The organism is Lysinibacillus sphaericus (assembly GCF_000600105.1).
Taxonomy (GTDB): Bacteria; Bacillota; Bacilli; order Bacillales_A; family Planococcaceae; genus Lysinibacillus; species Lysinibacillus sphaericus.
On record NZ_CP006837.1, the window covers coordinates 2483896 to 2506214 of the forward strand.

The 22319-nt window shown below is 36.1% G+C and carries 31 protein-coding genes; 7 read left to right on the forward strand and 24 right to left on the reverse strand.

The annotated features are described in order from the left end of the window. Positions 1-4: 4 nt before the first annotated feature. Positions 5-181 (reverse strand): hypothetical protein, encoded by a 177-nt coding sequence (locus tag T479_RS23715; RefSeq protein ID WP_158497881.1) that lies wholly within the window; start codon positions 179-181, stop codon positions 5-7. A gap of 170 nt (positions 182-351) precedes the next feature. Between T479_RS23715 and T479_RS11630 the strand changes: the two genes are divergently transcribed. The 5 genes from T479_RS11630 to T479_RS11640 all read left to right on the forward strand — a co-directional run bounded on the left by T479_RS11630 (position 352) and on the right by T479_RS11640 (position 2013). Next, entirely contained in the window at positions 352-561 is a 210-nt protein-coding gene (locus T479_RS11630; RefSeq protein WP_025219651.1) for a helix-turn-helix domain-containing protein, read from the forward strand. Between the two features lie 21 nt (positions 562-582). Then, entirely contained in the window at positions 583-750 is a 168-nt protein-coding gene (locus T479_RS23720) for a hypothetical protein (protein ID WP_158497882.1), read from the forward strand. A gap of 89 nt (positions 751-839) precedes the next feature. Beyond that, positions 840-1295 carry a hypothetical protein gene (locus tag T479_RS11635; protein WP_025219652.1) on the forward strand — a complete coding sequence of 152 codons (456 nt, stop codon included), beginning with the start codon at positions 840-842 and terminating at the stop codon, positions 1293-1295. A gap of 142 nt (positions 1296-1437) precedes the next feature. Then, positions 1438-1584: a hypothetical protein gene (locus T479_RS23865; RefSeq protein ID WP_162151400.1), complete on the forward strand. Its 147-nt coding sequence runs from the start codon at positions 1438-1440 to the stop codon at positions 1582-1584. A gap of 234 nt (positions 1585-1818) precedes the next feature. Continuing rightward, a complete protein-coding gene (locus T479_RS11640) occupies positions 1819-2013 on the forward strand; it encodes a hypothetical protein (protein ID WP_025219653.1) in 195 nt (64 codons plus the stop codon). Between the two features lie 17 nt (positions 2014-2030). On the opposite strand, the gene T479_RS11645 is transcribed toward T479_RS11640, so the two are convergent. Continuing rightward, positions 2031-2393, reverse strand: coding sequence for a YhjD family protein (locus tag T479_RS11645; RefSeq protein ID WP_025219654.1), 363 nt, complete (start codon positions 2391-2393; stop codon positions 2031-2033). Next, positions 2390-2611, reverse strand: coding sequence for a WYL domain-containing protein (locus T479_RS11650; RefSeq protein WP_025219655.1), 222 nt, complete (start codon positions 2609-2611; stop codon positions 2390-2392). The genes T479_RS11645 and T479_RS11650 overlap by 4 nt, the downstream gene beginning before the upstream one ends. A gap of 167 nt (positions 2612-2778) precedes the next feature. Between T479_RS11650 and T479_RS23725 the strand changes: the two genes are divergently transcribed. After that, complete coding sequence (locus tag T479_RS23725; protein ID WP_158497883.1) at positions 2779-2928, forward strand: hypothetical protein; 150 nt, start codon at positions 2779-2781, stop codon at positions 2926-2928. A 256-nt stretch (positions 2929-3184) separates the two neighbouring features. Next, entirely contained in the window at positions 3185-3424 is a 240-nt protein-coding gene (locus T479_RS11655; protein WP_025219656.1) for a helix-turn-helix domain-containing protein, read from the forward strand. Between the two features lie 128 nt (positions 3425-3552). Here T479_RS11655 and T479_RS11660 read toward each other — a convergent pair whose 3' ends face one another. The 21 genes from T479_RS11660 to T479_RS11755 all read right to left on the reverse strand — a co-directional run bounded on the left by T479_RS11660 (position 3553) and on the right by T479_RS11755 (position 22226). Continuing rightward, entirely contained in the window at positions 3553-4221 is a 669-nt protein-coding gene (locus T479_RS11660; RefSeq protein WP_025219657.1) for a M15 family metallopeptidase, read from the reverse strand. Next, complete coding sequence (locus T479_RS11665; protein ID WP_025219658.1) at positions 4218-4634, reverse strand: phage holin family protein; 417 nt, start codon at positions 4632-4634, stop codon at positions 4218-4220. The genes T479_RS11660 and T479_RS11665 overlap by 4 nt, the downstream gene beginning before the upstream one ends. Before the next feature lie 198 nt (positions 4635-4832). After that, the gene (locus T479_RS23730) at positions 4833-4994 is read right to left on the reverse strand and encodes a hypothetical protein (RefSeq protein ID WP_158497884.1); all 162 of its coding nucleotides are present in this window, start codon (positions 4992-4994) and stop codon (positions 4833-4835) included. 1 nt (position 4995) lies between these two features. Then, positions 4996-5307, reverse strand: coding sequence for a hypothetical protein (locus tag T479_RS11670; RefSeq protein WP_025219659.1), 312 nt, complete (start codon positions 5305-5307; stop codon positions 4996-4998). Then, a complete protein-coding gene (locus T479_RS11675; protein WP_025219660.1) occupies positions 5304-6611 on the reverse strand; it encodes a hypothetical protein in 1308 nt (435 codons plus the stop codon). Before T479_RS11675 ends, T479_RS11670 begins: the two co-directional genes overlap by 4 nt. Continuing rightward, the gene (locus T479_RS22855) at positions 6611-7507 is read right to left on the reverse strand and encodes a hypothetical protein (protein WP_025219661.1); all 897 of its coding nucleotides are present in this window, start codon (positions 7505-7507) and stop codon (positions 6611-6613) included. Before T479_RS22855 ends, T479_RS11675 begins: the two co-directional genes overlap by 1 nt. 2 nt (positions 7508-7509) lie before the next feature. Then, on the reverse strand, positions 7510-8607 hold the full coding sequence (locus T479_RS11685; protein ID WP_025219662.1) for a siphovirus ReqiPepy6 Gp37-like family protein: 1098 nt from the start codon (positions 8605-8607) through the stop codon (positions 7510-7512). Between the two features lie 2 nt (positions 8608-8609). Continuing rightward, positions 8610-9485 (reverse strand): phage tail domain-containing protein, encoded by an 876-nt coding sequence (locus T479_RS11690; RefSeq protein ID WP_025219663.1) that lies wholly within the window; start codon positions 9483-9485, stop codon positions 8610-8612. A gap of 14 nt (positions 9486-9499) precedes the next feature. After that, on the reverse strand, positions 9500-14335 hold the full coding sequence (locus tag T479_RS22860) for a hypothetical protein (protein ID WP_025219664.1): 4836 nt from the start codon (positions 14333-14335) through the stop codon (positions 9500-9502). Positions 14336-14600: 265 nt separating this feature from the next. Continuing rightward, on the reverse strand, positions 14601-14957 hold the full coding sequence (locus T479_RS11700; protein WP_025219665.1) for a hypothetical protein: 357 nt from the start codon (positions 14955-14957) through the stop codon (positions 14601-14603). Positions 14958-14978: 21 nt separating this feature from the next. Then, positions 14979-15602: a major tail protein gene (locus tag T479_RS11705; RefSeq protein ID WP_025219666.1), complete on the reverse strand. Its 624-nt coding sequence runs from the start codon at positions 15600-15602 to the stop codon at positions 14979-14981. Positions 15603-15619: 17 nt separating this feature from the next. Then, entirely contained in the window at positions 15620-15937 is a 318-nt protein-coding gene (locus T479_RS11710; protein WP_025219667.1) for a hypothetical protein, read from the reverse strand. After that, positions 15934-16293: an HK97 gp10 family phage protein gene (locus tag T479_RS11715; RefSeq protein WP_025219668.1), complete on the reverse strand. Its 360-nt coding sequence runs from the start codon at positions 16291-16293 to the stop codon at positions 15934-15936. The genes T479_RS11710 and T479_RS11715 overlap by 4 nt, the downstream gene beginning before the upstream one ends. Further along, positions 16274-16660, reverse strand: coding sequence for a phage head closure protein (locus T479_RS11720; protein ID WP_025219669.1), 387 nt, complete (start codon positions 16658-16660; stop codon positions 16274-16276). The genes T479_RS11715 and T479_RS11720 overlap by 20 nt, the downstream gene beginning before the upstream one ends. After that, positions 16647-16895, reverse strand: coding sequence for a hypothetical protein (locus T479_RS11725; RefSeq protein WP_052599582.1), 249 nt, complete (start codon positions 16893-16895; stop codon positions 16647-16649). Before T479_RS11725 ends, T479_RS11720 begins: the two co-directional genes overlap by 14 nt. A 50-nt stretch (positions 16896-16945) precedes the next feature. Next, positions 16946-17137, reverse strand: coding sequence for a hypothetical protein (locus tag T479_RS11730; RefSeq protein ID WP_025219671.1), 192 nt, complete (start codon positions 17135-17137; stop codon positions 16946-16948). Positions 17138-17170: 33 nt separating this feature from the next. Continuing rightward, positions 17171-18331 carry a phage major capsid protein gene (locus T479_RS11735; protein WP_025219672.1) on the reverse strand — a complete coding sequence of 387 codons (1161 nt, stop codon included), beginning with the start codon at positions 18329-18331 and terminating at the stop codon, positions 17171-17173. Positions 18332-18350: 19 nt separating this feature from the next. Beyond that, positions 18351-19055 (reverse strand): head maturation protease, ClpP-related, encoded by a 705-nt coding sequence (locus T479_RS11740; RefSeq protein ID WP_025219673.1) that lies wholly within the window; start codon positions 19053-19055, stop codon positions 18351-18353. Further along, on the reverse strand, positions 19045-20196 hold the full coding sequence (locus T479_RS11745) for a phage portal protein (protein ID WP_025219674.1): 1152 nt from the start codon (positions 20194-20196) through the stop codon (positions 19045-19047). Before T479_RS11745 ends, T479_RS11740 begins: the two co-directional genes overlap by 11 nt. 15 nt (positions 20197-20211) lie before the next feature. Further along, positions 20212-21897: a terminase TerL endonuclease subunit gene (locus T479_RS11750; RefSeq protein ID WP_025219675.1), complete on the reverse strand. Its 1686-nt coding sequence runs from the start codon at positions 21895-21897 to the stop codon at positions 20212-20214. Beyond that, positions 21894-22226, reverse strand: a complete 333-nt coding sequence (locus tag T479_RS11755; RefSeq protein WP_025219676.1) for a hypothetical protein — start codon at positions 22224-22226, stop codon at positions 21894-21896. Before T479_RS11755 ends, T479_RS11750 begins: the two co-directional genes overlap by 4 nt. Between the last annotated feature and the right edge of the window lie 93 nt (positions 22227-22319).

Consider the following 22319-nt stretch of genomic DNA (forward strand, 5'->3'; position numbering starts at 1 on the left):
CATATTACTTAAATGCTTTTCGTAAATTCTCACGTATCTCTTTTACTTCTAAATCAGTCAACAGACTGTGATACCTTATAATCCATTTCAAGCGTCGTTGATACTTGTGGACATCAGATATTGAATCATGTTGTTTCATCTTTGCTTGAAGGTACTCATTACGTTGTTGGATTGTTTTCAATTTGTTCACCTCATTCCTATTAAGTCATACTTCATTCTCTCAAGGAATAATATACAACTAAAAATTCACGAAAGCAACTATTTTATTCCTTTTTAGTCATAAATAATTTTATTTTGGAATGGAATAGTGTAATATGGATATATAAATAATAATTTATTAGGGGTGATAACATGGGAATGGCAACAAAAATTAAGATGTTAATGGCTGCTAAAGATTTGAACATCACGCAATTAGCTGAAAAAATGGGAACGTCACAATCAAATTTATCCAAAAAATTAAAACGAGATAATTTCAGCGAAAAAGAATTACAAGAAATAGCTGATATTTTAGGGATTAAGTTTGAAGCACATTTTGTATTAGAAGACGGTACGAAGATATAAATAATCTGTGGAGGACTAACCATGTTTAAAAAGTTGATTAGTAAAAAGAAGCGACAATTAAAGAAACAAGCTAAAAAGGCAATATACGAAGCAACTGGAATTAAACCTATTAAGATTAAAAAGCCGAAGCCATTGATTAAGAAAAAGCGTAAACCATCATTAAAAAGTGCTATTAAAAAATTGTTTTAAACAGATGACTAAATAACGTTGTCTGTTTTTTTGTGTGTACTTTTTCCTTCAAATTTCCTAGAATGGTAATATAGAGGGAGGTTTTATATATGAAGAAATTATTTTATATTGGAGTTTTATCAACCTTATTATTAACAGCATGCGGTGAAGAAGAAAAAGCTGCGCCTAAAGAGGAAACACCTGCTGCCGAAGAAAAAGAAGCTTCTGATAAAGTTGCCGAAACCAAAGGTCCTACACAAGAAGAATTAAATGAAAAAATGAGAAAAGAAGCAATTAAATTGGAGTTTGTTGCAGCAAACAGTGATGAAGTTGCAAAAAACACCAAGGTAACTATCAGTGGGAAAGTTTCTAATATCGACAAAGAAGGTGTTGGTGGTAAATTTACTGTTACAACAAATGAAGGTGATGGTTATGGCATGTATACAGTTGTGAATCTTACTCTAGAAGATGTTAGTATGGATTCTGAAGTTACTGTTTATGGAACGTTTGACGGAAGTGATCCTGATTTAGGATTCCCTACAATTATTGCTACTATTATTGAATAATTATTTAAAGTCACTATCGAGTGGCTTTTTTATTTGTTTTAAAAACAATTTATTTCAAAAATAGTAAATAAATTCATAAAAAACTATTGCAATTATATATACCTAGGTATATAATAAAGATATAAGAAAGGAGGTGAACAAAGTGGATTATGATAAGGTACTAGCTTATCTAGTAGGTATCGCAACATTCTTCAATCAGCTAACAGGTGGATTAAAGAATATACACGATATGAAAAATAAGCAAAAGAAAAAGCGACGCCCTCCAGCAAAGAAGAAACGTCGCAAATAACACCTAGAAGGAGGTTAGCCCCTCCTTCCCCCTTATCTTATCATATTCACTTGACTATGAAAAACATTGGATATATTGCTGCTTTCGCATTTGCTCTTTACATCTTAACTGACATGGTAAATTGGAGTGAACCAAGATTCTTTGATTACTTCATGATTGTCATCTATACGCTTTGCACAATTCTTGCAATTTTCAACATCGTGATTTACTTCAAAAATAAAAGGACGTGATAATATGACCGAGAAAAAAACAACAGACGCACAAAAAAGAGCTACTCAGGCATATCGAGAACGAAATAGAGAAAAGACACGTAAACAGTCCGCTAAAAGTGCAGCTAGGACTTACATTAATAAATATTGTGAGTTAGAAGATTTGCACGAATTAAAAAAGCTAATCGAGGAACGAGAAAAGGAATTACAAGGTGAATAAACAAAAAGACTAGGTACTCAATTAAATATGAGTGCCTGTTTTTTGTTTTGGTGGCTTAACAATAATTTTTCAACTTGTGTTTTTAAAGCCATATTTGCATAAGTTAAGACTAAATCTTCGCCAGCTGTAGCAACGGTCAAATCACTAAAGTATTCATCTATCTTTTCCCATTTCACTACCCTAATTTTATCTTTAGCTAATAGCCTTTTAGAGTTGTAACATTCTTGTGAAATGTCATTTAAAAGTTTATCAAGTATTGGTAAGTATACATTGCTCATTTTAAGATTTTCAATCACCTTGTAGTCACGTTGCAATGTCTGTACTGCCATATCGTAAATGACATACTTATGAAGAAGTCCTCTTTGTTCAAAGCTAATCATACCACCGAACGCTCCTTGTGTATGATTGGAACAACTGCTAACACATTATTGATAGTAAAAGTACGCTTTGCTCGTCTTGTAAAACAGTAAGCTTGAAATGAATCACCTGCAATCTTTACAAGCTTTACTTTCCTCTTTGTAATCGCGCCACTCTTTGACATATACATCATGTTTACTATTTGCTTATGTTTCATAGCTTTTAGTAGTTGTTCTTTCATCACTGTACACTCCTTCAATAAGAACATTCGTTTGTACTTATATTAGAACAATTGTTCTTATTTTGACAAGTGTAAAGTTTGTTAATATATGAAATAAAATGAATAAACCTATTTACTTTTTTAAATAGATATTGTATAATAAGAGTATAGAAAGGAGGTGAACAAGAGTGGATGAATTTGAGAAAGTCCTTGCAACAGTAGCGCTAGTCGCAACAGCCTTTAAAGCTTTCACATCAGGCTTAAAAGACATTTACGACATGGTGCAAGGGACAAAGAAAAAGCGACGCCCCCCTACCAAAGGTAAACGTCGCAAGTAACAACGGAAGGAGGTTAGCCCCTCCTTCTCAATCAAATTATAACACATCCACTTATCATGTATGAAAAGAATGCTAAAACGATTTGGTTATACAAACATCGCTTTACTAATTGCGAGTACTGCTATAATACTCAAATATGTTGATTTTCAAAGTCCATCAACAATTGATTATGTATTATTAGCGCTATATGGAACAACTGTTTTAATTCACTTCACAAGGCTAATAATATTTATGTTACCAAAGGAAAGGTGATTGCATGAAATATGAATTTTCCACAACTGAAGAACTCCTTGAATTTTTAAATACTGAATTACTATCTGCTGCCGAAGCAGCAGAGGTATTGGAAATATCGAAAGCCCGTCTGGGACAACTGATGAAAGATGGAAAGTTAAGAGCAGCTAAAGAACAGCCTAAAATGTTTTTGAAAAGTGTACTGCTTGAGAAAAAAGATGAGCTTGAATCGCTTCGAAAAAAATATAGACCTTATGATGAATAAACAAAAAAAGCCCAGGCTCAAAATTAATTGAGTACCTGGGCTTCGTCATTGATATATGCGTGTTCTTTTGTTTGTTTACAATGACATTCATAGATTATTACAGTGTTCTGAACAAACACTGAACAATACTACTTGTTTCGTCGTTGTTGAATTGTAATGTATAAACCAACCAAACAATCCGTTGTCATTGCACCATTTTGTAAATCCTTAAAGTGTGATTCCTGTATAATACCATCCTTCACAGCCTGTGCAATAAAGTTTTCTGTTTCGGTTTTCATAGCTGGTGAACCCGGATTCCAATTTGTATTTGCCACTGTTATTTCCTCCTTCTTGTCTTCCACAATTAATTGGACTTTCAATTTGCTGTTACTTGGTACGATTACTTGTCCTTCTAACTTATAGCCTTTAGGCATCTTCCAATTTGCTTTCACTTCAAAGTGTGGACGGTCAATGGCTTTTGTCCATGTTCCGCCCCATTCAATACCTAGCTTTTTCGCGATGGCTCCTACTCGACTTAATGTAGTGACATCATACAATGATTGTGGAGGACCAACTGCAATATCCCATGCTAGACGTGATTTATGGTTACTGTTTAGTATCCAAGTTACAACTTGTCCTGGACGCGTCCTACCTTGTGCATACAGGTATTTTTGCCGTTCCTGTGAGCGATATGTTTCAGTGATGAAGATGTTCTTAATGCCAGCCTTGTAGCACTCTTGAAAAAGCAACCGACATGCTGTTTGTGCACCAGGTAAAAGCTCGGCTAAGTCTCGGCATGTAGTAGTTACACTTGTCATTTTGCATCATCCTTTTTTTCATCATTGTCAATTTGAAGCTGTGTAAATGCGTTAGATAAAAACTTAGGCACCTTGATTCCTAGCTTGCCAAGATTCTCAATCATACTGATACCTTCCATACCGATAAGAAAAAGAATCATGGCATTACGCATGAAGTTTCCACTTTCGGTTGCTAAGTCTAGTTGCACCGCAGCAATGACCATTAATATCATGGCAGTTTTTTTGAGCAATCCTTTAAACGCCTTTTTACTCTCAATATTTTTATAGGCAAATCCCACCATCAAGCCCAGTACATAATCAATAGCCAAAAAAATAATAAAAGCTTTGATTAAATGGTCAACACCTCCAACAAAATAAGCGACCCATGCCATGGAGCCGCCTACGATTGATGTATATAGTGTGTCTGTTTTCATCTGACACCTTCCTTTTCGTATAATAAAAGCCCTCCACAATTATCTGTGGAAGGCATAAAATCAATGGTTATTTATTTGACTACAAGCAGCTGTAACCCAAAAGCCAATTGTACTAATAAATAATAACGTTATAAACGGATGCTCATATACAATTTGCATTTCATCACCTCGTTTTTGACAATAAAAATAACGCTAAGCTTATGCTTGCGTTTGCTGTGTGTCCATTATAGTTAATAAATCTGTATACTCACTGTCAGTCAGTTGATCGTTTGCGTAAAATACATTTACTTTATTCTGCATTGCATTACGCTCATAACGTTTACGGTCAATCAAAAACTTACATAAGTCAAATACTGTCATCTTATTTTCCTCCTAATCCTAATTCAATTCTTGATACTAGGTATTCAGTGTTAAGTAATATTTGCGCTTGCATTTCTTCAACAGAAACTTGTAGTTGTGGAGGCACTTCTTCAGACGGTTCATTGATTGGTGGTTCTTTATCAGATTGGAAAGGTTCATAATAGAAAGAACCATCCTCTTTTTTTCGAAGAATACCAGTACCTTCTGGAACCGTCATTTCTTCTATTTTAGGACGCATCCATTCAGGAACGTGATTAATATCGAAGAATAACGCGTACGAGCCATCGCCATTATGGTGTGCATAACCAATCATTTAAGCACCTCCTTATAATGAGATATAATATTGGATTTAGTTAGCAATCTAAAGTGTCTACTAAATGCTGTAACATATACTTTACCGTCTCGTATATACCCGTATTGGTCTCCAGCATATAATGTTCTACCAAAATCATTTTGATTCATATATTTAATGGCAGGAACGCATATATTCGACCCTTTCCACTTCCCGTCAATAAGTCGATATTCCTGTAATATATCGTATCCGTTTCCGTCAATTTGATAGCCTGTAATAGTATAAGGTTGAATGTACATAAGATTTTTGTTTTGATAATCGAACAACGGATATTTCATTAAAACTGCTCCATTAACATATTGATGAACGGTTAAATCATCGTAATTTATAACCATACTATTCGATGACGAACCATTTCCGAAAGCTATCAATATTAAATTTTTATTATCAAATTTATATTTAACACACCAGAACGACCTTACACTTGGAACAGTTACATTTGTCAAATTGTTAGATGCGACCAAAGTTAACTTACCGTTAGACCTGTCGAATTTCTTTCTCTCCATGCCAAACGAATTAGAATTCATTGTCCACAGAACATACACATTATCGTTATCGTCTCCCCAGAATGCGTTAGCTTGTGCATTACCAGTATAATAATATGTTTGACCTATTCCAGAGAAACTCGATGGTTTCCCAAATGAGTCATAATTTATTTTACAAACTTGAATCACGTTTGCATCTCCGAGAGCTGCCATAAAATATTGACCAAATCTGACCATCTCACCAGTAAATTGTGTTCCTGGAGAACCTAGTGTTCCAGAACCACCGTTCCACCCAATGGTTCTGATATATTCATATGTGAATCTATTGAATACTGCGAAAATGACAACCTGCTGAACTTTATTGTAACCTCTAATATATATATAATTATCGTCAATAAAATTGTTTCCCGTAGCTCCAAACCAGTTTGGAGTGTCATTACTAATCATCACAGCATTTAAAACTTCTAGAGCTGTCATATCCACTATTATAATATACTCATTATAATACATAAAATGTATATTATTCTCGATGTGGTATTTCTGAATAATGTCCGACACGTTTATATTAGATGCTAAATCCGGAAATTTTGTTTTAAACGATTCCTGAAGTGGAGCTAGGGAATTTTCACCTTCTATTGTTCTAAAATCGTATATATCGTTCATAACTGGTAAATATTTTTTACCAACATTGTCTACCAAAAGTCCATTATTGGCTTCTAATGATTCAATTAAAGTTTTAATCTCTAATTGTGTAGGCTCTGTCGCTACTTGAAATTTCATTAGCTATTCACCTCTTCTGCTTCGAAATATAGTTTACCATCTTCGATAATCCAGCCCGTTGCATATTTTTTACCTGTCACTACATCAATTTGAAAATGTGGCAAACGTGCATGTTTATGGTCTTCAATCATATTAAATAAATTACCCGCAGCATCCTCGCTCAACTTTCCTTTTACAGTTTCAAACCATGCATCGAAACCATCCTTACGTCCTTCTAGCCACGCATAATAAAGTTGCTCCTCTGCTTGTCTCCATGCTGTGAAATCTTGTTCCTGTGCGTCAATCCAAGCTTCTAAAGCTGTGGTTACATTTGTTTGCCATGTTAAAAATTCAGATGCTTTTGTAACTGAATAATCATCAAACCATTGTTGGTACTGATTAAAGATTGTCGTAGTGTCTACTTGGTCAACAACGCCATGCATTAGACCGCATAAGTTATTGTTTAATCTTGTATCTGTTATAGCAGCTTGATTAATTGTTAGTGCACCTTTTGCAATATAAACATCTGCTAATGCTAACTCATAGGCATCTGCATCACGTTTTAATGTTGGTGCAACTGGGGATGCAGATAGTGTTCCTTTCTTGACTTCCACACTCATCTTTCTTTGGAGGAAATCTAATCGTATAACAATACGATCAATACGATTAAGTGTTGTATCTCCAGCCGAAAGAGGTAAATTATAATCCTCATCATTGATTAAATAATAACCATTGACCCACGCTTTACCAGGGCGAACTATTACACTCATCGAATCTCCATTTGCTCGAATCTGCAAGCAATCAGAAGGTTTAACGAAAATACCATTGCCAATAAACGTGGCAAAGTACCGAGCGAAATCCTCTGCTTTATATCGTCTATCCCCATTAATAGAGTTAAACATTCCAAATTTCATCATTACTACTTCACCATCCTTTTTATAGCCTGTGGAAGGGTAGGTACTGATTTACCAACCGTCACGTAGATTGATTTACCATCCTCCTGAAATACTTCATCCGCTTGCATCACACGGCTATTCATTAAAATCCCTAAATCATCATCTTTAATCGTGACTAAATCACCTAAGAAGAAATCTTCATTGTATTTTGTATTTTCTTTGGTCACATCTAACTCACAATCGAAGCCGATGAACTCTGTGTATTCTGCAATCTTCTCTTTGCCTTTAGCTACAAGTAAATTGTTGTATTCACCGTCTGGAATCGGTATCTGCTCACCGTCACCGTCTCTTGTATCCGAAATCTCTCGTGCATCAATAAATATTTCACGTCGATTTAACCCTGTAATAGATGCCCCGATACTCGCCATCTTACGAGCTGGACCTTCGCCAGCACCGCCTATAAGAGCTGTTGTTTTTAAATCATTATCAGCATCCTCATACGTTCGTTTAAGCAAGTTGCTACGATTCTTTGACAAGATAATACGAGGATTCAAACTTTGATTAATCGTTCTGTCTGTTCCTTCGTAAAAATCATATTTGAGTGTTCGCCCATCGAATATACAGCGCATCCCAATATCATGAGTGGTACATAAATTTTCGCACACCTCAAAAACTTGCTTATAGGATATTTGTTGTTGAATGGCTTTACCGATATTTCGAACTGCAGCAAGTTGCACCTGGGCGATTTTACGAGTTGGGTCAGCAGGGCTAACCATCGTTTCGTTAATTAGTTGTCTCATAATCAATTCTGGAGTTGTGTAAAAGTCATATTGCCTCCACAGTATTCTTCTGTCAGTCCACCTTGAAAGCGAGAAGCATTTAATAACTAACTGATCTACACCATTACTGTCATCAAATTGGCGATAGTAAATATACATAGCCTCGTCATCATCTTGACGGAAAATAATATTACCCTTTTTCAACAACTCAATATTTTTAGGTGTTACATCAACATGTAATTCTGCCTCACTACCAGGACCGTACTTTTTCCTCCACAGTAAATATGAGAAGTTACCAATGTATCCTAGACGTTCAAATTTCTCATTACATACATAGAGCATCGCTACACCCCCACGAATTGAGGTGTAAAGTAAATAGACACCTCTAAATTCGATACAAATTCAGCAGCATCATAACGAATCAAGTTGTCACCAACATCCACGCTTAGTTGTAAATTAGAGTCATGCGAAAGATAGTTAAAATAGTTTATTTGTGTTCCATTTCTTTCTAGAATGGCATATTCATCTCCACGCTTTGTATTAACGGTAACCACGTCTCCACCTTTTAACGTAGCCTCTATCTTGATAACACTACCTGTATCTACTAACTCAATATAAGGGTCAACTACACTTCCGATGGCTTTAAATTGAATACGTAAAGGAGAGGCTGTATCGCTATCGTTGAATACATTAACCACGTTATTCGGCTCACGATAACCCATTTCAATACCGTCTCCTTCCGCATCTATTTCCAGCTCAAATTCAAAGGCAGCTACCCACATCGCAATTTCATATTTTTGTTCTTCTGTGTACCACCAAGGATTGGGACATAAAAACGAGATTATAAATTCAGGAATAACATGCCTACTAACTACTGGTGATTTCTCTACCTTACAATCAATATAGCGAGTTACATCTCCATTCTCGTATTTCAATGTGAAGTGATGCTTTGGATTAAAGAACCGAATAATTTTTTGTCTATTAATTTCTTTATCTAATCGAATACGTCCATTAATCACAATGTTTCTTTCTCTTACGCTAGACCCCTTTATATTGGTGCCATCTTCGTTGTAATTTTTTACGTTATAAAATTCATTTTGTATTGCTTCTAGTCCGTCTGCCTCGTCTAAATAAAAAGGGCTAGACACTGAAATTTCGAATGTCTGCCCTCGGTGATTATCGAATATTAATCTTTCTCGACTTCGGAAAGATTCAATCATGTTCTAGCCCCCTTTTAAAACTGTAATCCCATTTCCTTTAATGCATTTTTATTTAATCTAGATGTTTCGTATGGATCAAGTGGTTTAGGGCTATTTACAGTAAAGTTATAATGGTTTTCTGTATTGTTCTCTGTTTTATTTGTTGTTGTGGATGACACTGAATTGTTTGGTAATGAACTAGTTGATTTGTCAGTTACAGCTTTAGCTAATCGTCTAGTAGCTCCTTCAACTTTACGAACCATATCATTGATACCCAATACAAGCCCTTCACCAATATTCACACCATAACCACGCATAACACGTGATGGACTATGAATATCTAATGCCGTTGTAAATGCACTGGAAACAATAGCAGCAAGTGATTGTGCAGCATTCAACAAATCCCCTTGCTTAGACATCATCCCCTCAATCAAACCGCTGACAGCAAAAACACCAATGTTAGGCATTTCAGCCATTTCTGTTTTTACATTACCCTTTAATGCAATCATGCTGTTACGCCATTCATTTTGGTAAATACGTAACTGTTCGGAAGTTTTTATTTTTAACTCATTGATTTGTTTTTCTGTATTTTGTTTCAACTCTGTAAGCTCTGATTCAGTTTGCGTACGTGCCAATTCGTTCTTTGCCTTCCACAGTCCTGTGTACTCGGCTAATTGTTCCTCTGTCAAAGTATTTAATGCTGCTATCTCTGCACCGGCTTTAGGCCCCATTGCTTGTAATTCAGCCAGTAGCCCTTCGTTTATACCCTTTGAAGCAAGACTCGCTATATTCTTCTGCCAATCTTCAAAAGCCGTAACTTGCGACTGTAAAGCAGCAATAAGGGCGGCACCGGTAACATCTCGTTGTGCAACCTCATCGAATAAACCAGCAAATGAATAGTATGCATTTCTACGCTTTTCAAATTCGTCTTCATAAACCTTAGTTAATCGTTCTTCTTCTTTGATATAATCATCATTTAGTTTTTTAACGTTATCAACGTAAGTTTTATCAATGGACTCTTTTTCTTTATTGATACTTTCTGTCACTTTTTTATACATTTTTTGAACTTTGATTTTCTCTGCTGTTCCATCTTTAAACAGCTTTAATGACTGTTCTAAAATGTGTTGTTCAGTAGCCAATGAAAGTTCGTTTGATGAATCTTTGTCAGCAATGTATTGTTTAAGAACTTTCAATCGCTCACTGGACGCTTGTTCTTCTTTTTTGACCATATCAGACCAAGCTTTGTCGTTGACCTTTTTTAATTTTTCTTGCGTGTCTTGTTCAAGCTTTAAAAGTTTTGCATTCGCATTTTCTTTTAATTGTTGAATCTTGATGTTGTCATTTGCTGAAGCACCTTTTTTCTTAGTACTTATTGCATTGTTTGCTTTTTTAAGATCTACACCTAGTTTATTTTCAATTTCAAGTTTCTTTTTAGCCGCATCTTGTTGAATTTTAGTACGCTCTTTTTCAGCTTCATCCGCTATCTTAGTCACTTCAGCTTGGTTAGACTTTGTTGTATCAACTAGTAGTTGGCTAAGTTCTTTCATCGCACTTTCATTACGACCATAAGTAGATTCGATACCTTGCGCTAGACCTTCACCTGTCCACATACCTACTTCAGCCATAACACGGGACGGAGAATGAATACCTAATGTCTTTTTAGCCCAATCAGGAATTTTACTAGCTAATTCTTCAATTTTAGTTTGTACGCCACCGAATTTATCACCGATACCTTTTATTAGACCATTCACAACATCCTTGCCGATAGAAATCATTTTCTTAGGGTCAAAAGTCTTCACAGCTTTATCCCATTCGGTAGAAATGAACTTACCTATGCTTTGCATAAGCCCATTGATTTCTGTACCCATTGTTTTAAAGCCATCACCAACATTCTTTTTCGTGTCGTCCGTGAATTTCTTCGTGGCCTTCCACGCTTTATCCCACTCGTCGCTAATCCACTTACCAGCTTTTTTCATACTATTATTTAAGTCCTCAGACATTACTTTAAATTTAGATTTAACTTCTCCAGTTTCCCAGTTAACTTTTTCGACATGTTCACCAGCTTGAGCTTTAGCTTCTGACACAACGTTTTGATGCATATCATTGGCACTCTTTACAACATCATCCCTAGTCTTCTCAGCATCTTCCTTTAGCTTTTGATATTGTTCTTCAGAAATAATACCAAGCTCATCACGTTGCATCTGTAGATTCATAACCGTTTCGTCATATTGCTTCTCGGCCGCTGCCACAGAATCTTTACGTTGCTTTTCTGAATTCTTAACTACTTCAGCTGCTTGTGTAGCTGTAATAGCCGATGAATCAGTTTTCAAACGCTCTAAGATTAATTTCTGCTCACGTTCAGATTCCGATAAATGTTTAACCGCATTCTCCTTCATCTTAGCGTTAATCAAATCAATTTGAGCTGATTCATCTTCAGTAATGCCTCGCTTCTCATTAGCTGCTGTTTGCCATATCTCCTTAATACGAGCATTACCTTCAATAGTCGCTAATTCTTCAGCCGCTTGTTTCTGCTTCAATCTCTCCAATATTTGAGTTTCTTCAGTAGTACTTAATACACTAGATTCAGCAAAGAATTTCTGTTGTTCTGCTAATTGCGCCGCATGGTCTGTCTGCATCTCTGTTAATACCATTTGTCCCATTTGAGCATACTTAGCTATCATGTCATCAGCGATAGATTGAGTAATTGTTTCATTTCCCCATGCTAATCGGTGCATAGCATTTGTTGCTTGAGTTTCTAAGTCTAGATAGCCTCCAACTGCTTTAGCTGTTGCTTCTGAAACTCCTGTTCCAAACAAATCTACACTTTCCATAGCTGGGCTCATTGCTCCTTGAACAGCCTTTATTGCACCCGTAACCGCAACAATTCCTGGTGCAATCATAGCAATTGCTCCTTGTATAGCCGGAGATAATTCTCTAAATTCATCCCACTTTTTATATAACAAAACTACACCAGCTGTAAAACCTGCTATAGCAGCGATTGTAAGACCTACTGGACCTGTTAAAATTGTAAGTGCCCCACCAAATAAACCTGCGGCTGTAGCACCACCACCTAGTATGCTTATAAGTGACCCTATGGCAGGCATTAATGTAGCAAATGCGGCAACTATTGTTCCGATAACACTTGCAATAGCAACAAGAGATGCTGTAAGTTTTGGGTTTTCTGCTATCCAATTAACAATCTTTGTAACTAATTCTGCAATAGTTATTAATAATGGAGCTATTGCAGTTTTAAGATTGGCTGTTGCTTCTGCTAGATTTGCCATTGTTGAATCATCTAATTTACCTACAGTTTCATTTAATTGGTCTGTATTTTCTTTAGATGTACGCATATTATCTTTATACGTTTGCAGGGTTTGAGCAATAGATGGACCGACTTCTTCCCATAGGGTACCGAACATTTTAACACCTAGTTCGTTACGTTTAGTTTCATTTTCGACACCCATTAAAGCAGTAATCATTTGGTTCATGGCTTCTTCGCCTTCTTTACCGCCTGTAGCTACTGCTTGACCCCACTTTTCTAATTCTTCTGCTGAAATATTAGTACCTTTGATTGCCTCTTTCATTGCTTTGTCAACGCCTTGACCAAATTCAGCGGCAACTATTCGACCTTCTTTAAGACCATCTAGAAGTATGTCAATATTCCACGTACCCGTTTTTACGCCTGCTTCCATAATCGCTTGAATTTCTTGAGCATTGAATCCAGCACGTTTTAATTGCGAACCATATTCAGCAATAATGTCAAGTTGTTCTGGAGGAAATCCGATTGATAATAGAGAGTTAGTCATTGCTAACGCTTCTTGTTGTGTAATCCCTAACTCTTTACCAATTTCATGAGTTTCTTGAATAAGCTCTTTAAAGTCTATTTCTTTATACGCGAATGATACTGCTCTAGCACCTTCCACAATTTTTGTGTTAGCTTCTATAGATGCATCTTTATTCAAAGTGATTTGTCTACGAATACCTTCATAAGCAGCCTCTTCATCACCTAGGATTGAAGCAGTTTCCATTATGCTTTGTCTAACTTTTGCGGCATCTTCTTCATTAAGATTCATTGAGATATCTATTTGTGTATCTAACGTATCCAATGCTAATGCTTGTTCTAATGCTAACGCTATACCTCCACCAGCTGCTAACCCTGCAGCTACACCTGCTAATTTTTGACCAAATCCATTGACAGCTTCTTCTGCTTGATTAGCTTCTTGAGTGATTCGCGCTAAGTCTTGTCGAACTCCATTTAAATCAGTCCCTTGAGCCGCACGTCTTAATGCCTCTCTCATTTGGTCAATATCTGCTCCAGCACCTAATGCATGTTGCCCCATTATTTGCAACGCTCTATTAATTTGATCTGTGCTGGCTGTACCTTCACGGATAGCATTTGTTAAACGAGTACCTAATACATCCGAGAAATCATTTACTGTTGTACCTGTAGCGTCGAAAAACGTTTGTAAATCTCTATTAGCATTTCTCAAACTATCATAGTTTTGAGATGTTGAATCCATTTGGCCTTGTAATGATCTAAGTGATGCTTCTGTTGTTGCTAATTCACGTTGGAATGCTCGATACTGTTCAGCACCAATATCACCATTAGCAAATTGTTGTTCTACTTGTTGCTGTGCTTGCTTTAATACATCTAATTTCTGACTTGTATTTTGAATTTGTTCCGCTAAGAGTTGTTGTTTTTGTGCAATCAATTCCGTGTTACTTGGATCAAATTTTAATGCTCTTTCTACTTCTTTTAATTCACTTGTAACTTTACTGCTTTCTTTATTAACATCCTTTAAGGCGTCAGTTAACCCTGTTGTATCACCATTTAATTCAATCGTGATTCCTTTAATGCGGCCGTTTGCCATCAACTTCACCTACCTTTTGAACAAATAAAAAACACCTGTCCAAAAGACAAGTGTTAGAAAGAATCGAAATCTGATTGTGATGCTTTACGAACAGTTTTCTTTTCCTTTTTATTTGGATTTTTCATTTCTAAGTATGATTCAATATAATCAAGTGTCATACCTATGGTCATCGTTTCTAAATCATCGTGTTCTAGCCCACATTCTTTGCATAAATAAAGGTACGTTTCGGTGGATATTGGTTCCCTTGAAGACGTACCCTCATCATCTATTTTTTTTTAGAACTAATTGTACTTGCAATTAGATCCTGTAAATCCGGAAAAATCTCCATAATTGGAAATGTGTCAAATCCTTCTAGCCAAGTTAATGGGTCTGGGATTGTATTATCTGCTGTTTTAGCAAAAACCCATGCAATATCTAGGAATAAATCAAAATCAATCTTACGCATTATTTCCATTGAAATTCCATCATTTTTAGACTTAATATCTTCATTTGCAATAGCAAGTCCGAAACTTGTTATATCTGTAAAAAAGTCACGCTGAAACTGCATTTTATAGCGTTTAGTTACAGCGCCATTTGATTTAAATTTCACTTGTTTATCATCTATCGTTAATGTAATTTCCATCTATTTGCCCTCCACAATTTATTAAGGTGTTGGTACTACTGTCGGTTCAAATACTTTTGTATACCATGCATCATAAACTTCAGGTGTTGTTGTGCCAGTTGTAGCACGCTTAACGACACCATCTACAGTTGGTGCAGCAATGAATGATAATTCTTGTGTAGTTGGCTCTGTTGATTCTGTTTTTGTCTCACCTGATGTACCAGGACGACTCACAGTAACGTTATATAATACATGACGTGTAGCTTTTACATCACCATCAAACTCAAACATTAACGCAATTGTTTTCGGTTTTGAATTTGCCGTTTCAGTAAGTACACCTGTAGTTTCATCTAATTGATCTCCGATTACATCTACACGGAACTTCAAAGGTAGTTCAGCAGCTTCATATGTGCCTTCGTATCCGTTATTTACCGTTGTTGCGTAATAAACACGATCATCTGCATAAAACTCTGATGTTTCTCCTCGCGGTTCCAGACTTAAAGAAACTGCACCAGGGTAACGTTCTGGTGTTGCGTATGTTAATTTCCCATCTGCTCCTTCTGTAGCTACCGCATAGTGAACATTCTTTAAGCCAAAACGTACTTTATTTTCACCAAACATTTGAATATCTAGTGGCATTAACATTGGGTATTTGTTTTCTTTCATAGTGTTAATCGCTCCTTTTAATTAATTAAAGTAATTGAATATGTGCATTTAAAAACTCCCTCGTCTTTGATGAATAATTCATCATAAGACCAAGGGAGTTCGTTTTCTGTTAGCATATCTTCGATTTTTTTCTCAGCAGTCAAATCTTTATCTACTACATATAATTCTATATCTACATAAGTAACTTTTGATAAAACTGTATTGTCTGCACTAAATGTGTCGCCGTCCACAACTAAGTAGCAGATGAAGGGAGGCGCTTGTACTGATTTAAAATGTGAATAAGCAACAGGATAACCAAGTGCTTTTAATTTCTGTGCAAGTTCTATTAATGTCACCCTCGTATCGCCTCCTCTACTCCTTGAACAAATTCATCAATCATTTCATCCTCAACTGGTGCTATATGCACTTTTGCTGGAACACGACCTCCACCAACTTTTGCATGGCCTTTTTCAAGTAAATGAGTAAGCTGATATTCAATATTGTGGACGACCCATTGTTTACCTATCTTTTTAGCTTTCCAACCTTTAGCATAACGATGTCTTACTCCAACTGGAGAACGAGCTTTAAGTTGTTGAGCGCCTTCTTTAGCTACTTTTTCAGCAACCTTTTCTATATCTTCTCCAACACCATGAGCATAGTTTCTTAAAGTGCGATTAATTTCAGCAGCAAGGTTATTTATATTTGTTGCCATTTGATGACCGCCCTTCTACAACAATTGTGACAGTAATGTTCATGTCATCATCATTAAGCGCACTTTTAACATCGTACACAACACCATTCTGGATCACTTCAAAACTCGTATGCTCACTATCAATAAATTCATCTAGTGATTTTGCATACTTTAACACATAACGTTTCTCGACTTTTGTTTGCTCTCTTCCGGCATCCATTATTTCGCTACCTTTTAGCGTTTTAATCATGGCCCAATAGCTTCCGTAGTCCTCAAACGTTTCGATTTCTTGTAGCAATTCATCTGTAGTCAAAGTGCGTTTTCGTATTAAAATTCGATGACGATATAAACCAGAATGATTGTTTTCGTTATATTTAAACTGTTTCATCGACTTCACTACTTTCAAGTGCTTTAGCGATACTAAGGTTGTTGATTTGCGTTAGAAAATTGTTGTGGAAGTATTCAAGTGCATCATTGTAAACATAGCGAGAACGCTCGAATACAAGCTCTTTAAAAACTTCGTGAGTGTTTATATCATAATCACCGCAAATGCGCTGTAAATCGTCGTGCGAGGCTTTTAAAATGCGCTTCAAATTGTCGTCTTCATCGTCACCTAGTCGCATACGAATTTTAAACTCTTCTAAAATTTCTTGTGTAATAACATCCACTAGAATCACTCCTCAACTTTAGGAGTTTCAGTGACTTCCTTGATAAAGACTTGGTTGTATTTATTTTTCGTAGTCGACAACTCTTCCAATCGCGCTTTAGTCGCCTTCTTGCCCTCCACAGGATATTTATCACCGACCTCATAAATATGTCCATCGTGCTTAGTTTCCTTGAAACGACTAACTACTTTGTGAGTCATTTTATCCCTCCTAAAAGTAAAGACTCCCTAAAATTAAGGAGTCGGCACAGATGTATTGAATTGAATATCTAAGTCATAAAGTAAAGCTGTTTTGTTGTCTTTTGGCTTACCGTTAGCAAATTGCTTAATTGTATAAAGCATTGCATCTTCGATAGCTAATGTTTGATCAAATTTATTTAATTTGTAACCACCTGCAATTGCAGCTAAGTAAGCACCTTTTACAAAGAATAGGGCTTTCTTTTCTGGAATTTCTTCAGACTCAACAACTTGAATGTTGTACGGTAAAGCAGTAACCCATTGACCGTTAGATGTTTGAATTGTATTTCGAGCTTGAACTGAAATGGCATCGATTGGATTCACTAACATCACAATTTTATTTAAGACTTTTCTAGACTTGTCTTTTGCATCTTTTGATAATGCTTTAATTACATCGTGTAATTCTCCAGCTACAACCTGACCAAACTCGGATGGTGCAAATGTTAATTTACCTGAAGATGTTTTGTCAGTAACTGCACCTGTTGAAGAATCAACATTTTTCATTAAACCAATTGGTTCGTTTTGAGCTGGACCACGACCATTTACTAAGCCGTACTCTAAACCAACTGAGTAAGATTCAACTAATAATTCACGTACATAACGTTCAACGTATTCAGGTCCAAGCTCTAACATATCTTTTGGAATAGCTGCAAAAGCTGTTAGTTTTAATTGGCCAATTTGTTCTTCACGGAATGCTGTGTTAACTTGACCTTTAATTTCACCAAATAAAGCGCCCCATGCATATGTTTTGGTTGGATCAGAATAAATAAAGCGAGTGATAGCCCCTAGATCCTGTAAGCCGATTACAGCAAGTAAAGGATGCTCAGTAACTAAATCTTCGAATACACGCTCTTGCGTTGTGATTGGTAGAATTGTATCTTCTTTAAATCCACCTTCTAGCACAACTGCATTGAAGAATTTGCGTTCTTCAGAAGTTAATACATTCTGGCCACGTGCAGATAAAATTTGAGCATCATGCGCTTCATTACGTGCTTCATTTGTAATCTGTTCTGTTAAATCCGTTTGTAAAGCAGCAAACATATCATTAAACGCAACTTCTAATTGTTCAGGGGTTGAGTTTTCTGCCTTTACTAAATCCATATACGCTTGTTTTTTGGCGTTGAAGTTTTCCATTTTACCTTTTAATTTCATAGTCATTTAATTGACCTCCTATTTTTTAAGTATTAAAAAAGAACCCTTTTCGTTTAGCAGCAATTTGCGGCTGTTTAGGTTCCTCTTTTGATTTATTTAATTGAGATTGCAATTGAATTACTTGATTTTCTAAATCGCTAACTTTTTGTAATAACTTGTTGTCCTCCACAGTTGAAGAAGTGGCAGCAAGTGCATTGTTAAATTCTAGTGCTTTATTAGAAAACATTTCTGATTCTACTTCTTCAGCATTACCATCAATAATTTCATCGATAAATCCATATTCCTTAGCAACTTTAGCTGACATATATTTTTCTTCATCAAGTAACTGTTTAACTGTCTCTTCATCTACACGATGAGTATATGATGCTAAAACAGATTCACCAATACTTTCTAAGTCGTCTGCTATTTTACGTAACTGTTTAGCATTACCTGCTGCGTAAGTCCATGCATGATGGATCATTAATTGAGTGTTTGAATACATTTTAACTATATCTGCGCCCATGGCCATAATAGAACAGGCACTTGCTGCGATACCTGTAACGATAACTGTCACTGTACCTTTGTGAGCTCGTAATGTATTCATAATGTCAATCCCTAAGAAAACATCGCCACCATAAGAGTTGACTTCAAGAGTAATATCCTCATCTTCTTTTACGTTACGCATTTTATAATTAAAATCGTAAATAGTTGAGTTCCAGCTAGTGATATCGCCTTTAATTTTATGCTTCATCCTTTTCACCTCCTTCAATGGTATCAGTAGATTGATAGTTCTTAGTAATAACAAATTTATTTAACTCTGGATTATCAGAACGTTCTGCCCCAAACAATTCACGCACCTCATTTCGAGTAAATGCCCCTGAAGCAACTAATTTGTCTACAGCTTCGGAGTTTTCGATTACACTCGTTTCTGTGACACCCTTCACTTCTATCTTGAAGCCATTCAAGAAATCCTTTTTATCAATTAGCTTTGCATTGAGCTCATCTTCGATTTTTTTGACTAAAGGAGCAATACAAAACTTGATGTATGCTTTGATTGCGGTTTCGAATTCAGCCATATCACCGTGTACCAATGATGTAGGGATACCTAAAATGTTGGCCACATCATCAATCAAGTCACGTTTAAGATTGCCTAGTTCCTCAACTGATCTACCACTATTTGAACCATCTGCAATTTCTTCATAGTTAAATCCCTTTAATTTAGGGACAATAGCAAATGCATTGCGACGAAAGGCACCAAATAACTTATTGATGAAAACTTGTAATTTCCCTGTATTTTCATCATCTAGTTTTTGAGTAGAATCCATTTCAGCCATTGCTCGAATTTGATTGGCAAACATGTTTGTTTCAATCATCCTACTAAATAGATTTGTATAATCTTCAAACATTCCACTCATGAACTCAGTTAACTTTTCATTGTTGTATGTTATATGAATAACTTCATCCATATTGAATGATCGTTGAAAAGTGTAATCTTTCACTGTGACACTTCTAAAAATATCAGGATATACAGCAAACTCAATTCGATCAAAGCTATCCGCAATCAAAAGGTCATTGTTATCAGTTAAAATAACTAAGACTTCATTTTCATGAAGCAATTTGTAAATAAAATCTTGCCAGAAGTCTGATGCACTTTGGTCTGTATTAGGACGAACATTCAGCAAATAATGCCAATCATCCTTTTGCCTTTTCTTGTTCTTTATTATTCGAAAATCAGACTGTGAAATAGTCCTTCCGATAAAATTAATACAAGTTTCTAAAGCCATCTTTTTCAGATAAGCTCGTTGGCTTGTCTCAATCCCAAAAAAGTCAAATTCATCAAACATCTTACCAATTTCTTTGTTTTTATTAAGCACATCTTGTAGCCATCCCATGCTTTCACCCCCTCTCTAGAAATTCAATGCGTTAAGTGCATCCAATGAGCTACCTATATCCGTTCCGGCTACTTCATCAGCTCGATATATGGCATGTACAAATGCTTGGAAGCCATCTGTTTTCCTACGTATAGGCTCCTTCTTCTGATACTCTTTGTTGCCATCTTTTTTGATAACAACTAGCACATTGTTTGTGTACCAACGCATTAGAGGATTGTCCCCAAATATAATTTGACGATTGGCAAAAGCAAGCTCGATTCGTGGTGCCAGTAAACTGTGGATGGCCCGCGGATTACGAATAATCTCAACTTCAAATCCTTCTGCTTCAAATAAAGGCTTTAACACTTCCATTCGGAAATTATCACCGATTATTTTTTTGATTTCGTAATAATTTCGCATTTCAACAAACCAGGATACAACTAAATTCGGGTCAATCGTTTCGCCTTCCACAACTGATAAAAGACCTTGTTCTTCCCATTCTCGTATAGGTGCAAATTTACGTTTGCCAGCCATTTCAGCATCTTGTTTTTTGCTGTAGCTGTAGTATTTATCAACAAACTCTTTTCTGGCATAAGAATGAGTTTTCCAAACGTAATCACCATTCTCACGGAATAACAAACCACATGCTGCGAAGTCTCGTATACTTGCAAAGTCAATGGCTCCTATAGCCTCTCTACCGTGTAAATTAGGCATCTCTCGATTAGTTGCTAGTATTTCTTCCCACTTAGCAACAGAACGCTCTAAATCGGTCACAGGACAGTTCATACGCTTTGTCATGAACTCCTCACGATTCGTAGGATCATCTTCTAAATCCTCATACTCTTCATAAATCGTATCGAATAGCCCTTGAGCATATTCACTTCGTGGATGACAAAGCATCGGATTTGCTTTTTCCCAGCTCTCAATATCATCAACTTCTTTTTCCTCATCCAATTTGCAGATGAAAGGAAACAATGCATTTGGCCGTGCTTCACCTTTTAATACTTTGAGAGCCTTAGATTTTTGACCATCTAAAAATCCATCGCGTACATAACCATCTGTACCAATGTAAAACTCACGTGGATTTTTCTTTTTACCTAGCCCTGAAATATGAACACGAACATCTTTATTGCTCTCAAATTGGTGAATTTCATCAAATACAACAGCACCATCACGTAAACCATCTTTTGTTTCGCCATTGGAAGTACGGAACTTTAATATCGAGTCAGTTTTATTACTTGTGATCTTTTCTTTTGTTCGATAAAACATCGATTTTAAAATGCTGTTTCGACCAATAACGTTGTAAGTTTCATCAAATGAAGTCTTAGCTTGTTCTTCACTGTTGGCAACAATTGAGACGTTGTATTCTCTAATCCCGTGATGTGGTCCGATTAAAAAATGAGTAACAACAGAAATCAAACCATTCTTACCACCACCACGACCAAGCATCCATAAATGCTTTCGATAAAACACACGGTCATTCTTTTTGAAAAATAAAAAGACGAATGCGATTAAAAATTTCTGAAACGGTTGCAAAGGGAAATACCACTTCTCACCGAATCGGATACATTTTTCAATCATATCGTCATCAAAATATAAATCATCTCGACTTAATACATGCTCTAGCAAATATTCAATCAACATGATTCGTTCTTTATTAAGTTTGATTTGTCCAGATTCATATAGTTGGATGTATTCATCCACATACTTATTACTAATCAAATTAAATCATCTTCCGAGTATTCTTCTTTGCTTTTACCTTCCACAGTTGATGTAGCAGGGGGCAATCCTTCATCGACAAAGTTAAATGACTTCTCCAAAGCGATTAATTGCGTGTTTATTTTTGTTTTATCAGTCATGGCCGGATGACTTTTAACGAATCGTTGTTTTCCATTTTCAATAGTGACGGTTGAGCCATCGCGCGCTAAGACTTCATCACATTGCGAATCAAGTTTAAGCAGTTCAATATACCGCTCCACTTTTTTCACTTCGAGTAAATCGTCTGTATCGATTCGACTCATCAGCTGTGCTTTCAATTTTTCTAAATCCATAATTTAACCCCCTCCCCCCTCTCGCGTGGAAATAGCTATATTAAAAAAATCTGGACAGAACACCCCCTCCCCGGTGCCCACGATTTAAAAAAT